9 protein-coding genes are annotated in these 13,135 nt (G+C 44.0%); 8 read left to right on the top strand and 1 reads right to left on the bottom strand.

Annotated elements, in window-relative coordinates; genetic code table 11:
* Positions 1–166: 166 nt before the first annotated feature.
* The 7 genes from ACQKC9_RS01365 (at position 167) to mmsB (ending at position 10,630) form a co-directional block, all read left to right on the top strand.
* Positions 167–1,837, top strand: a complete 1,671-nt coding sequence (locus ACQKC9_RS01365; protein WP_427620213.1) for a fatty acid--CoA ligase — start codon at positions 167–169, stop codon at positions 1,835–1,837.
* 313 nt (positions 1,838–2,150) lie between these two features.
* Positions 2,151–4,172, top strand: a complete 2,022-nt coding sequence (locus tag ACQKC9_RS01360) for a propionate--CoA ligase (protein ID WP_427620212.1) — start codon at positions 2,151–2,153, stop codon at positions 4,170–4,172.
* A gap of 343 nt (positions 4,173–4,515) precedes the next feature.
* A complete protein-coding gene (locus tag ACQKC9_RS01355; RefSeq protein WP_427620211.1) occupies positions 4,516–6,000 on the top strand; it encodes a CoA-acylating methylmalonate-semialdehyde dehydrogenase in 1,485 nt (494 codons plus the stop codon).
* A 219-nt stretch (positions 6,001–6,219) separates the two neighbouring features.
* Positions 6,220–7,380: an acyl-CoA dehydrogenase family protein gene (locus ACQKC9_RS01350; protein ID WP_427620210.1), complete on the top strand. Its 1,161-nt coding sequence runs from the start codon at positions 6,220–6,222 to the stop codon at positions 7,378–7,380.
* 32 nt (positions 7,381–7,412) lie between these two features.
* Entirely contained in the window at positions 7,413–8,195 is a 783-nt protein-coding gene (locus tag ACQKC9_RS01345) for an enoyl-CoA hydratase (RefSeq protein ID WP_427620209.1), read from the top strand.
* 55 nt (positions 8,196–8,250) lie between these two features.
* Positions 8,251–9,516, top strand: coding sequence for an enoyl-CoA hydratase/isomerase family protein (locus ACQKC9_RS01340; RefSeq protein WP_427620208.1), 1,266 nt, complete (start codon positions 8,251–8,253; stop codon positions 9,514–9,516).
* Positions 9,517–9,709: 193 nt separating this feature from the next.
* A complete protein-coding gene (gene mmsB / locus ACQKC9_RS01335; RefSeq protein ID WP_427620207.1) occupies positions 9,710–10,630 on the top strand; it encodes a 3-hydroxyisobutyrate dehydrogenase in 921 nt (306 codons plus the stop codon).
* Between the two features lie 206 nt (positions 10,631–10,836).
* Here mmsB and ACQKC9_RS01330 read toward each other — a convergent pair whose 3' ends face one another.
* Positions 10,837–11,595: an IclR family transcriptional regulator gene (locus ACQKC9_RS01330; protein ID WP_347163149.1), complete on the bottom strand. Its 759-nt coding sequence runs from the start codon at positions 11,593–11,595 to the stop codon at positions 10,837–10,839.
* Between the two features lie 593 nt (positions 11,596–12,188).
* On the opposite strand from ACQKC9_RS01330, the gene ACQKC9_RS01325 reads away from it, so the two are divergent.
* Positions 12,189–13,067 carry a hypothetical protein gene (locus ACQKC9_RS01325; RefSeq protein WP_427620206.1) on the top strand — a complete coding sequence of 293 codons (879 nt, stop codon included), beginning with the start codon at positions 12,189–12,191 and terminating at the stop codon, positions 13,065–13,067.
* Positions 13,068–13,135: the final 68 nt, after the last annotated feature.

The following is a 13,135-nucleotide window of genomic DNA, read 5'->3' as shown; positions in this document are numbered from 1 at the left end:
ATGTAAGACCGCTTTACACAGCGCCGCTTTTTTCTTACTATCAATAACGATGTTATTATAAAAATTAAAATGGTTAGCGCAGGAAATTTTATGCTGCTATTAACTTGATTGTTATTATTATTGTTATTTACCCCTTATAAGTACGACAAACAAGGAAGTCAGATCTATGTCAAACATTTACCACAGTGCACCATCTGCCTACGATTATCCATTACTGGTCAAGCAATTATTAAGCCGTGCAAAAACGGTATCGCAAGATCAAGAGATTGTGTATGCGGACAAAAAGCGCCTGACTTATAAAGAGTTGTTTGAGCGTATCAATCGTTTGGCCAATGTATTGGCAGACTTAAAGCTTGATGCAGGTGATGTGGTTGCCGTGATGGATTGGGACAGTCATCGCTATCTTGAGTCTTATTTTGCCGTACCAATGTCAGAGTACGTTTTACAGACCGTTAATATCCGTTTATCTCCTGAAAAAATCCTCTATACCATCAACCATGCCAAGCCTAAAGTGCTCATGCTCAATTCTGAGTTTGCACCATTGGTTAAAGACTATCAGTTCGAGAATTCAAGTATTGAGCATATTATCTGGCTTGATGACAACGGTGTCACTGCTGAAGGTATCTTTGGTAGCAACCAAAGCCGTGTCACAGGCGAGTATGAAGCGCTATTAGAAGCTGCCAATAGTGAATTTGATTTCCCAGATTTTGATGAGAATACTATCGCGACGACTTTTTATACGTCAGGCACGACAGGTGATCCAAAAGGGGTCTTCTTTAGCCATCGTCAGCTAGTGCTACATACCCTAGCAGAAGCGGCAACTTTGGGTATGTTGCCTGATAAGCAAGGCGTAAGCTATGGTGATGTCTATATGCCGATGACGCCAATGTTCCATGTGCATGCATGGGGTTTTCCGTTTACAGCAACGATGGTAGGTCTAAAGCAAGTCTACCCAGGTCGCTATGCGCCTGATACGTTGATGGATTTGATCGTCAATGAAGAGGTCAGTATCACCCATTGTGTACCAACAATTTTACAAATGGTACTCAAAGAAGCGCAAGATCGCGACGCTAGCTTTAATGGTCTAAAAATGATTATTGGTGGCTCACGATTGACAGAAGGTCTAGCCAAGACGGCAATGGCACAAGGTATCGAAGTCTATACAGGCTATGGCATGTCAGAGACTGCACCGCTCATCAGTTTGACCCACTTTAGCTTAGATGAGCCAGCAATGACGGAAGAAGAGGATATTGAACGTCGCTGCATGACAGGTCAACCAGTATTAATGGTCGATGCCCAAGTATGGGGCGAGGGCAACAAATCCGTAGGTACAGGACCAGAAAATACAGGCGAGCTGGTATTGCGTGCGCCTTGGTTGACCCAAAGCTATCTCAAAAATGACGACGCTGGCAAAGAGCTGTGGGAAAATGGCTATATGCATACCCAGGATATCGCTTATATACGTCCTGATGGCTATATCAAAATCACCGATCGCTTAAAAGATGTGATCAAATCAGGTGGTGAGTGGATTTCATCACTAGAGATTGAGACTATTTTATCACTACATCCATCCGTAGCCGATGTGTCAGTGATTGGCGTACGTGATAAGCAATGGGGTGAGCGTCCATTGGCTTTGGTGGTATTAAAGCCTGATGCTAAGGAGACCAGTGCTGATGATATAAAAGCGATTGCAGAAAAAGCGGTAGAGCGCGGTATCATTCCTAAGTATGGCGTACCAAGCCAGTTCAAGTTCGTTGATGAGCTACCGAAGACCTCCGTTGGTAAACATGACAAAAAAGTCATGCGTGAAATGTATGCCAATCAAACTGAGATTTAATTAGTATTAGTTAAATGTTCAAATATTTGTATTCGTCAAAATGTAGCGCGTATTACACGCTTAATAGTTGACCTTTCCGATAGGCTCTGCTACATTTTAAACCGATACGATATGTATCGGTTTTTTAATTCTGGCAAGGATGACCAGTATTTATTAAGACAAGGTTTTTTATAGTTGAAGCATTTTAGAGTTGGTATTAGCTAGTTGCACGTAGACAGTACGTTGCACGAGGTGAATACTGTTATAACTTATTGAGTGCCTTAACTATAAAATACTATTGCCTCATTTCTCGTTTATGCTAAGGACAGCTACTATGAGCGACCATTCTCAATCCCCAGTTTCTACCCAAACGACAGACACGCCAAACTTCGCTGATATTTATCATGAGTCTATTACGGATCGAGAGCAGTTTTGGGCTGAGCAGGCGAAGCGTATCTATTGGCATAAAGAGCCTGAGCAAATTATAGATGACAGTAATCTGCCTTTTGCCAAATGGTTTGTCGGCGGTGAGACCAATCTTTGTTATAACTGCGTCGATCGTCATTTGGCAGACCGCGCAGAGCAAGATGCCTTTGTGTGGGTGTCATCAGAGATTAATCAAGAGTTGATAGAAACCTTTCCAGCGGTCGTTGATTCGTTTAAAGATCTTGGCAACAACGTCGAGTTTTATACAGACTATACCAAGCGTCGCCTGACTTATAATGACTTATATAAAGAAGTTAATTATTTTGCCGATGTACTACAGCGTCACGGTATTGGCAAGGGTGACCGTGTCATTATCTATATGCCGATGATATTAGAGGCGGCTTATGCCATGCTGGCTTGTGCTCGTATTGGTGCCGTCCATTCAGTTGTATTTGGTGGGTTTGCCGCCCATAACTTGGCTATCCGTATGGATGATGCCGAAGCCAAAATGGTCATTACGGTAGATGCAGGGCTACGCGGTGGTAAGGTTGTCAATTATAAAAATCTCGTCAATCAAGGCGTCGAACAAGCGACTGTCAAACCAGAGCATGTGCTGGTGGTCAATCGCGGTATACTGCCATTTGAAACCAAAGCGATCGATGTCGATTATGCAACTGAACGTCGTCATAGCTGCGAGGCCAATGCAGTCGTGGAGCCCGTTTGGCTTGAGTCAAATACCCCGTCCTATTTGCTTTATACTTCTGGTACGACCGGTACACCAAAAGGGGTGCAACGCGATACAGGTGGTCATGCCGTCGCGCTGACGACGTCGATAGACTATGTCTATGACGGCAAGGCTGGCGAGACGTTCTGGGCGATATCTGATATCGGTTGGGCCGTAGGACACTCTTATACGATCTATGCGCCGTTACTGGCGGGTATGACCAGCATTATGTATGAGGGTTTACCGCATATGCCAAACCCAGGTATCTGGTGGCGTATCGTTGAAGCTAACAAAGTTAATATTTTATTCACCGCACCCACAGGTGTGCGTATGCTCAAAAAACAAGACGAAAGCTGGATGACGCGTTATGATGTGTCTAGTGTGAAGTCGTTCTTTCTCGCAGGCGAGCCGCTTGATGAATCAACGGCTAGTTGGTTGACTCAGCATCTAGGCGTACCAATTTTAGATCACTATTGGCAAACAGAATCTGGTTGGCCAATCTTGAGCCATACGCCAAAGTTCAATCATAAGCCGCACAAGCAAGGGTCACCTGGTTACCCGATGTATGGCTATGAAGCGCATGTCATCAATGAGGAAACGGGCGATCCTTGTCAGGCTGGTGAAAAAGGATTGCTTGCAATTAAAGCACCATTACCGCCTGGCTGTCTTACCACGGTATGGCGTAACGACGAGCGCTTTATCAGCAGCTACTTTGGTCTGTTTGATGGTCAGCAGTACTCAACCTCGGACTATGCAGTGACAGATGAAGAGGGTTATTTCTACATCTTAGGGCGTACCGATGATGTGATTAACGTCGCAGGACATCGTATAGGCACACAAGAGATTGAAGAGGCAATCAGTACGCATCCAGAGATGGCAGAGTGTGCCGTAGTGGGTATTCAAGACGAGCTAAAAGGTGAGCTACCTATTGCGTTCTGCGTCCTAAAAGATCAGACGCAAATTGAAACCACCGAAAACCGTTTCCGTATCGAGCAGCAAGTGATAGGCGCTGTCGTCAAATCTTTGGGCGGTATTGCGCGACCAGCCGCTATCTACTTTCCGCAGGCACTGCCAAAAACTCGCTCTGGAAAAATCTTACGTCGCTCAATTCGTGCTCTGGCGGAAAACCAACCGACAGGAGATATGTCAACGCTTGATAACCCAACTGCTATCGATGCGATCAAGCAGGCGATGAAAGATTATTGATTGGTATAAATTAACCTTATACAAAAATAGTGATGTTGTTCATCGCGTATGAAAGTCAGGTTAACTTCAAAAAGCTCATGAGTCATCATGGGCTTTTTCGTTTTTTTTATTTAAGCAATTTTTATAGGAACACGTGCTATTAAAATAAACTTAGATATAATTTCGATAAAGCGCTTGACCGTAAAAATGGTTTATTGTTATAGTCAATAACGATACAAAATAAATCATTTTAAAATTCAGTTTTTAATAATGTTTTATAGATAAATACCCATCGCTTTTATTTTTCTAATAAATATCTAGGTGCCGTCACACGGTAGTCTCGCAAAAAAGATAAGGATATCTTATGCACCACGTTCAACAGCTCGTCAATGGTCAGTTCGTACAATCTAACACCGACGAATGGATTGATATCACTGATCCAGCGACGCAAGAAGTCATCGCAAAAGTTCCGCAAACCACCAATGATGAGATTAACCAAGCTGTCGCCGCTGCACAGACTGCGTTTGAGACATGGCGCAAAACGCCAATTACCACGCGTGCACGTATCTTTTTAAAGTATCAATCTCTTATTCGCGATCACATGGATGAGTTGGCAGAAATCTTGACCGCAGAGCAAGGCAAGACGATTGCTGATGCACGCGGTGATGTGTTCCGCGGTTTAGAAGTAGTAGAGCATGCCGCTGGTATTGCCAATCTGCAAATCGGCGACTTTGTAGAAAACGTAGCGTCAGGTGTCGATACTTATAGTATTTGGCAGCCACTCGGTGTTTGCGCTGGTATCACACCATTTAACTTTCCAGCGATGATTCCGCTATGGATGTTCCCAATGGCGATTGCTACAGGCAACACATTCATCCTAAAACCTTCTGAACAAGATCCAATGGTGACTATGCGTTTGGTAGAGCTAGCGATTGAAGCTGGCGTACCAGAAGGCGTTCTTAACGTCGTACATGGTGGCAAAGCAACCGTCGATGCTATCTGCGACCATCCAGATATTAAAGCGGTTTCTTTCGTCGGTTCTACTCATGTAGGCAAACATGTCTATGAGCGTGCCAGCCAATCAGGTAAACGTGCACAGTGCATGATGGGCGCAAAAAACCATGGCGTTATCCTGCCTGATGCTAACAAAGAACAAACGCTCAATCAGTTAGCAGGCGCAGCATTTGGTGCAGCTGGTCAACGCTGTATGGCGCTATCGGTCGTCGTACTAGTAGGCGCAGCTGGTGAGTGGATTGATGAGATTAAAGCAAAAGCAGAAAGCTTAGTCGTCTCAGCTGGCAAAAATGACAAGGATTTGGGACCACTGATTTCGCCTGCTGCAAAGGACCGTGTCGAGCATTTGATTGGAACTGGGGTGGAAGAAGGCGCGAGCTTGATTTTAGATGGTCGTGGCATTACCGTTGAAGGGTTCGAGAAAGGTAACTTTGTAGGCCCGACGATCTTTGATAATGTCACAAGCGATATGCAAATTTATCAACAAGAAATCTTTGGCCCAGTACTGTGTATTATGCGTGCTAATAGCTTAGATGAAGCGATTGAACTACTGAATGCCAACCCACATGGCAATGGCACAGCGATATTTACTCAGTCAGGGGCGGCTGCACATAAATTCCAGCAAGACATTCAAGTTGGTCAAATCGGTATTAACTTGCCAATCCCTGTGCCACTACCTATGTTCTCCTTCTCAGGGTCACGTGGCAGCAAGCTCGGTGACCTAGGTCCTTATGGCAAGCAAGCCGTCCAATTCTATACTCAGACGAAGACCGTGACTGCGCGTTGGTTTGATGATGAAGCAAGCCGTGGTGTGAATACGACCATTTCAATTTAATCGTCAGCTCACTGTTTTTTCAGTATGACATTTTGTGTTTTCGGTATGACAATAATGCGACTTGCGATACTATTAAACGCAGTTTTATTATCGTTATGCCGCTATCATGTCGCACTAATGTCTTATAAAATCTCTGACCAACATTTTTACTAGCGCTTTTATTAACGTTTATCTGAGATTTAAGCCCTCTATTTGATCTATAAGAACAAGGATGACCCTATGGATTTTTCATTGACTGATGACCAAGTCGCCTTTCGCCAAACGGCTCGTCAGTTTGCACAAAAAGAGCTAAAGCCAAACGCTGCCGAATGGGATCGCAACTCGCACTTCCCAATAGATGTTATTAAAAAATCTGGTGAGCTTGGCTTTTTGGGACTGTACACCAATCCAGAATATGACGGCTTGGGCTTACCAAGACTCGATTCAGCGATGGTATTCGAAGAGCTTGCATGGGGCGACACGGCTGTAGCAGCGTATATGAGTATTCATAACATGGCCGCATGGATGATTGGTGAATATGGCAGCGATACGCTATGCAAAAAATATCTACCCAATATGGTCAGTGGTGAATGGCTTGGTAGCTATTGCTTAACAGAACCAAATGCAGGCTCTGATGCAGCCTCCTTACGTACCAAAGCGGAGAAGCAAGGCGAGCATTACGTACTAAATGGTGAAAAAACCTTTATTTCTGGCGCAGGCTCAACCGATGTATTGGTAGTAATGGCACGTACTGGTGGCGCTGGGCCCAAAGGCGTGTCAGCGTTCGTAATAGATGCCAATAGTGTTGGTATCGAATATGGCAAAAACGAGCACAAAATGGGCTGGAAAGCACAGCCAACACGCACGATTAGTTTTAAAGACGTTAAAGTCCCAGTAGAGAACTTAATAGGCGAGGAAGGTCAAGGCTTTCGTATCGCGATGAAAGGACTAGATGGTGGTCGTATTAATATCGGTATTTGTGCGGTGGGTACGGCACAAGCTGCGTTGGAGACCGCAACCAGTTACGTACAAGAGCGTAGCCAGTTTGGTAGCCCGATTGCGAGCTTACAGTCAGTACAGTTTAAACTTGCCGATATGTTGACTCAGACCATTGCCGCGCGCCAAATGCTGTATCTAGCAGCTGATAAAGTCGACAATAATGATGGGCAAGCGTCTACCTACTGCGCAATGGCAAAACGTCTATCTACGGATCTTTGTTTCGATGTTGCCAATGAAGCCCTGCAATTGCACGGTGGTTATGGTTATCTAAACGAGTACCCACTTGAGCGCCATGTGCGAGACTTACGTGTCCATCAAATCTTAGAAGGCACCAATGAAATCATGCGAGTGATTATTTCACGTCAGGTTTTACAGGATGAAGGGTTAAGTCAGCTCCGCTAATTTATCTCGTTTTACTGAAACAAGGATGTTTTATGACAGATTATACCAATCTACAGCTATCAATTGATGGTCATACCGCAACGTTGACGTTGAATAACCCACCGGCACATACATGGACGATGGACAGTTTGCATGCGCTTAAGCAGCTCATCACCGACCTCAATGCTAATGACAATGTCTATGCATTAATCGTGCATGGAGATGGCGAAAAATTCTTCTCAGCTGGTGCAGATTTAAACAATTTCTCAGACGGTGATAAAGGCCGCGCCATCAGCATGGCAATTGCATTTGGTGAGGCGTTTGAAGCTTTGTCTGCCTATCGCGGTGTCAGTATCGCTGTCATCAATGGCTATGCGATGGGCGGCGGACTTGAGTGTGCGCTCGCATGTGATATCCGTATCGCAGAAGCGCACGCACAGATGGCATTACCAGAGACAGGCGTAGGATTATTGCCATGTGCTGGCGGCACGCAAAATCTACCTATGTTAGTAGGGGAAGGTTGGGCTAAGCGCATGATACTGTGTGGTGAGCGGGTCGATGCAGATACGGCATTGCGTATCGGTCTGGTTGAAGAGGTCGCGGCAAAAGGTGAAGGTCTGCAAATCGCTCAGGACTTAGCAAAAAAAGTCGCAAAGCAATCACCCGTTGCTGTCAGTTATTCCAAGCAACTTATTCAAGCGGCTAGAGACACCCCACCTGCGCAAAACCTCATCCATGAGCGTGAAGCTTTCGTGAAGTTGTTTGATACCAAAGATCAGCGCGAAGGGGTACAGGCCTTTTTAGAAAAGCGTAAACCCAATTGGCAAAACAAATAAACAGCGGTCAAAACGCTTGAGCCATTTTTATTATTTAATTTTGTAGGTCACTTTTATGACAGCAGCGACGAATGATATTAACTCCCAAACTTCAGTCAATAATGCAGCACAAGAAGCACCTGTATTGTTCAATACTGAGTCGACAGATTGCGGGCACTTGATTGGGATCATGACACTTAATACACCCAAATCGCTTAATGCACTCAGCGTTGATATGTGTCAATTGCTCTCAGCCCAGTTAGAGCATTGGCAAGCGGACGAGCAAGTGGTAGCGCTTGTGTTAAAAGGTGCGGGCGACAAAGCGTTCTGTGCGGGCGGCGATATTCGTAAGCTCTATGACAGCATGTCTACCAGTGCACCAATGCCAAACCCGTATGCTACTGAGTTTTTTAGTCACGAGTATCGTCTCTATCGTCAAATGCACTTTTATCCGAAACCACTGATACTTTGGGGTGACGGTATCATCATGGGCGGCGGTATGGGACTGATGGCAGGATGTAGTCATCGTCTGGTCACTGAGCGCACACGTTTTGCCATGCCTGAAGTCACTATTGGACTGTTCCCTGATGCTTCTGGCAGTTGGTTTTTGCAGCGTATGCCTGCTAAGACGGGTTTGTTTTTAGGTCTAACTGGCGCGATGTGCAATGGTAGCGATGCGCTATTGGCCAATCTGGCAGAGTATGCCGTTGCTAGCCATGACTATGATGCCGTCATACAGCGTCTTAAACAGAGCGACTGGCAGGCAGTCGATAACACGAGCGGTGCAGATAAGTGCCATAGCAATAGCGCACATAGTATTGTCAGCGGAGCACTTGCTGAACTACCTATTGCCGAACTACCTGATAGTAAGCTTGCAACATACTGGCAGCCTATTCAGCAACTGATGAATAGTGGCGGTCTGGCTGATATCGATGCGTTGCTACAAAGCGATACTGCGCTCGCCCAGCTAAACCAAGACTTTGCAGAAGACAGTTGGACTCAGCGCGCAGTTGCAACCTATCGGCATGGCTGCCCAGTCACGGCTGCATTAACCTATGCGTTATATCACAAAGTCGCTGACCTATCGATCGAACAAGTACTGTATTTAGAGACCAATGTCGCAGTACATTGCGCGGCCAATCCTGATTTTAAAGAAGGCGTGCGGGCATTATTAATTGATAAAGATAGAAATCCCAAATGGTCGCGTTCATTGGCAGACTGTCTAAGTGTAGAAGGGCAGGCGTATATCGATCAGCATTTTGGCAATCCTTATCCAAAAGGTGAGCATCCTTTGGGCGATTGGCTGGGTAACGATGCCTTAGGTAGTCGATACGTCGGCTGACTGTCTAAAAGAAATTTATAACGTAAGACTGTCAGCGATTTCATAAAGTTTTAAAGAATGATGTTAAGACATAAGATAGCAGCATTCACTAGTAAGCAATACTCGCTAGTAAATACTGTCAAATAGTATGTAGCTATTGCTACATCATAAATCATCAAGGAGTGATGAGATGGGTACAAAGGATATAAGTACGATGGATAATAATAACTCTAAACCAAACATTGCTTTTATTGGGCTTGGTAATATGGGTGCGCCAATGGCAGAGAACTTATTAAAGGCAGGTTACGCGCTATCTGTCTTTGATTTGTCTGAGGTTGCAACCCAGCGCCTAGCACAAGCAGGGGCTAGTGTCGCAAAAAGTCCTAAAGATGCTGCAAGTAATGCTCAAGTTGTGATTAGTATGTTACCTGCAGGCCAGCATGTACATTCTGTATATTTAGGCGATAGCGGATCTAATGGGTTACTTGCAGAACTGCCAAAAGGTACGCTTGTGATTGACAGTAGTACGATTGCGGCGGCTGATGCAAGGAAAGTAGCAGAGTCGGCAAGTAAGCTTGGGATAGGATTTTTAGATGCGCCAGTCTCTGGTGGTACAGGCGGGGCAGTTGCTGGTAGTTTGACCTTTATCGTCGGTGGCGATAATGATGCTTTTGCTAAGGCTGAGCCAATACTTGCCGTGATGGGAAAAAACATCTTTCATGCTGGCGAGCATGGCGCAGGACAAGTCGCTAAAATTTGCAATAATATGCTGCTAGGTATTCTGATGGCAGGGACGGCAGAAGCGATTAATCTAGGAGTCAAGAACGGCTTAGACCCCAAAGTGCTATCAGACATCATGCTACAGAGCTCAGGGCGTAACTGGACACTAGAAGTTTATAATCCTTATCCAAAAGTCATGGAAAATGTGCCTTCTAGCAATGGCTATCAAGGTGGCTTTATGAGCAAATTGATGCAAAAAGATCTAAACCTTGCGATGCAGACTGCTCAAGACACTGAAGTAGACACGCCAATGGGTGCTAAAGCAACAGAATTATATGCCTCACATACTGTAGAGAATGGTGATAAAGACTTTTCTAGTATTATCGGACGTCATGATGTCTCATTATTGTCTTAAACATGACTCTCTTAACTGTGTCTCTTTTGGGTGTAACCTTCTTAGACATATCAATTTTTAGACATGCCAACTCTTAAAAATACTAATATTAAGAATTTTTCGTATCACTAGTAGATGGCATTAATTAAGAGAATGCATTTGCTAAAAAGAAAAAGGTCTACGCTAAAATCATAGCGTAGACCTTTTTTGATGGCTAATAGATAGTATTAGCTCTGCAGATCATAGACGAGCGTCTGAACGTCTTGTGCGGCTTCTTGCAGTCTTGGTACGTGCGTCAGCAAATCATCTAAGGAGACGCGTATGGTGGGCGCATGCAGATAGAGAGAAGCCAGATAGCGTTGCTTTTTATCCAAGATAGGTACAGCCACTGCCACCATCTCAGAGATAAACTCCTCATTATCAATGCCGATACCAGTATCAGCGATACGATCAAGCTCGGCATTTAATGCATCGATATCAGTAATCGTATTCTTAGTAAACTTATCTAATGGCAACCCTTGTAGAATTTTCATACGGCTAGTTGTAGATAGTTGGCTTAGATATAGCTTGCCAGTTGCTGTACACCACATAGGTGACTTTGCCCCAACAGGAAGATAAATCTGTAGTGGCAAGGTCGTCTGAGCGCGGTTGGTATAGATCATATCCATATGATAGGGGATGCCAATACCGCAAGTTTCCTTTAGCTCATCAACCAGTTTTTGCAAAATCATCTGTCGCTCGTTAAAGAACAGTCGTTGTTGCCATAACTCAACGCTTAAGTTGCGCACGCGCTTACCAGGGATAATACCGCCACCAATATCAACAGTCAAAAAACCATCATCAACCAAGTTTTGAATCAATCTATGAATGGTCGGTTTAGGGATATCTAGCTCTTGTGAGAGCTCGAGTGGAGAAAGCGGTTTTGAAGCATAGGACACTGCTTCGATGATTTCTAGGACACGGGTAATCGAAGATACTTTAGGCATATATATGACTCAGTAGGAGTAAAGAAATAGAGCAGACAGCATCACAAGAATTTCATAAATAAGACAAATGGTGACATTAATGACGTTCTATAACAAATCTATTATAACAACTAATTTAGCATAATATTCGCTTGAGGCAAGCGTTAGTCGCGTTATATGAGATCATTTATATCGTTTTATTTGTTGGCGTAGATTTCTCTATATAAGTAACAATAGATACGTCAACTCACAAGGCACACTATTCTGTAAGGTTAAGCCATATAACTGTCATTGAGTCGGAAGATATTTTAGATAATTATGTGGACATATTTTGCAATACCCTTACATAAACATTAAGCGAGTAAAGTCTCATGTTTACGCTGTTTGGTTACTTTAAGGACGTTATGTAACATAAAGGCGAATTTTTGCAGATTGGTGTAGCAATTATTACAGTACCTATGCAATCTTTACATAATGGCAAATAAAAACAGCATCAGTAGGGGTGACTTTTCAAGTCAAAATTGTTTTAATCACCTCAACAAAATGATGGTTTAAAAAAAGCACGATCATCGTTTTTTATGGGCGGGTTTATTTCACACTTTAGGAGAATAATTATGAAATTGATTAAATTGACGGCAATCTCTGCTGCTGTTCTAGCATCAACTGCTGCATTAGCTGCTGAGCCAGTTATCGTTGTTGATAACAACGCTGCAGTTGCATATGAAGCTGAGCCAGTTGCTGTAGCCTATGAAGCAGAACCTGCTGCTTATGCATACAATGCTGACGCTGGTGTAGTACGCAACACTACTGGTGCGGTACTTGGTGGCACTAAAACTTTGTTCCAAACAGCTATTAACCCAGCATCTGTTAGCGCTGAAGTTGGTACTCTAGGTTATGGTGCTAATATCGGTTGGTCAATCAATGACAAAACTGAACTGCAAGCTGGTTGGGCAGGTGGCGATGTAGCTGACCTTTTCGGCGGTGATTTTGATGCAAATGACGTGAACTATGATGTAGACTCTGACTTTAGCAACCCGTACCTAGGCGTACAAGTACGTCCTATGGCTAATTGGTTCACAGTTGGTGCTGGTATCATCGTTCCTGACAACGATTTTGATGTAACTGCTAACTCTGAAGGCGGTACTTACAAAATCAATGATGTATCATACAACGCAGATGATGTAGGTACTTTACAAGGTACTATGGAGCATCGTAACAAGCTAGCTCCTTATGCTACTATCGGTTTCCGTCCAAACATCACCAACAACTTCGGTCTATTTGGTGAAATTGGTGCCGCTTACATGGGCAAAACAGATGCTACAGTAAATGCAACTGACCCAGAAAATGTTGTAAGAGTTTCTAACGGCGTCACTGATATACCTTCTGGTCTGACTGCTGGTGATGTTGCTAATTTAGCTGAACAAGAGCTAGAAGATAAAGACTGGTTAGAATGGTTACCAATCGTCAAAGTTGGTGCAACTTACCGTTTCTAATCTAATCACAGTTTAAATACTGTCATTAGTAGAAAACAAAAAAAACGATCCTTTTTAGGGTCGTTTTT

This window comes from Psychrobacter sp. NPDC078409 (assembly GCF_050268505.1).
Taxonomy (GTDB): domain Bacteria; phylum Pseudomonadota; class Gammaproteobacteria; order Pseudomonadales; family Moraxellaceae; genus Psychrobacter.
This window is presented reverse-complemented; position numbering and strand designations above follow the sequence as displayed.